The sequence below is a fragment of the Rheinheimera mesophila genome, assembly GCF_000986865.1.
Classification (GTDB): domain Bacteria; phylum Pseudomonadota; class Gammaproteobacteria; order Enterobacterales; family Alteromonadaceae; genus Pararheinheimera; species Pararheinheimera mesophila.
Map to the genome: position 1 here is coordinate 1 of NZ_LAVS01000053.1, position 790 is coordinate 790.

A 790-nucleotide genomic window follows, 5' to 3' on the forward strand; every position below is an offset into this window, starting at 1 on the left:
CAGTGGCGCTTGAAACTGCGTTCTTAAAAGGTACTGGTAAAGACCAACCAATCGGCTTAAACCGTCAAGTACAAAAAGGTGTATCGGTAACTGAGGGTGCTTATCCAGAGAAAGAAGAACAAGGTACGCTTACATTTGCTAATCCGCGCGCTACAGTTAATGAATTGACGCAAGTGTTTAAATACCACTCAACTAACGAGAAAGGTAAATCAGTAGCGGTTAAAGGTAATGTAACAATGGTTGTTAATCCGTCCGATGCTTTTGAGGTTCAAGCACAGTATACACATTTAAATGCAAATGGCGTATATGTTACTGCTTTACCATTTAATTTGAATGTTATCGAGTCTACAGTCCAAGAAGCAGGTAAGGTTTTAACGTACGTTAAAGGTTTATATGATGGTTATTTAGCTGGTGGTATTAATGTTCAGAAATTTAAAGAAACACTTGCGTTAGATGATATGGATTTATACACTGCAAAACAATTTGCTTACGGCAAAGCGAAAGATAATAAAGTTGCTGCTGTTTGGAAATTAGATTTAAAAGGACATAAGCCAGCTTTAGAAGGTACCGAAGAAACACTATAAAATTTTATGAGGTGATAAAATGGTGAAATTTAAAGTTGTTAGAGCTTTTAAAGACATAGAGCACAATCAACACAAGTACAAAGTAGGGGAGTTGTATCCAGCTGAAGGGTATAACAATCCTCGTGTTGAATTGTTGACAAATCAAATCAAAAATAAGTACGACAAAGTTTATATCGTACCTTTAGATAAGCTGACAAAACAAGAAT

Annotated in this window: 2 protein-coding genes; both read left to right on the forward strand. The window is 35.8% G+C overall.

The window, feature by feature from the left end; genetic code table 11:
- Positions 1–584, forward strand: a 584-nt coding sequence (locus SD53_RS12410) for a hypothetical protein (RefSeq protein WP_046520537.1), incomplete at its 5' end; no start/stop codon positions are given.
- Positions 585–603: 19 nt separating this feature from the next.
- On the forward strand, positions 604–790 hold a 187-nt coding region (locus SD53_RS12415; protein WP_046520538.1), incomplete at its 3' end, for a hypothetical protein.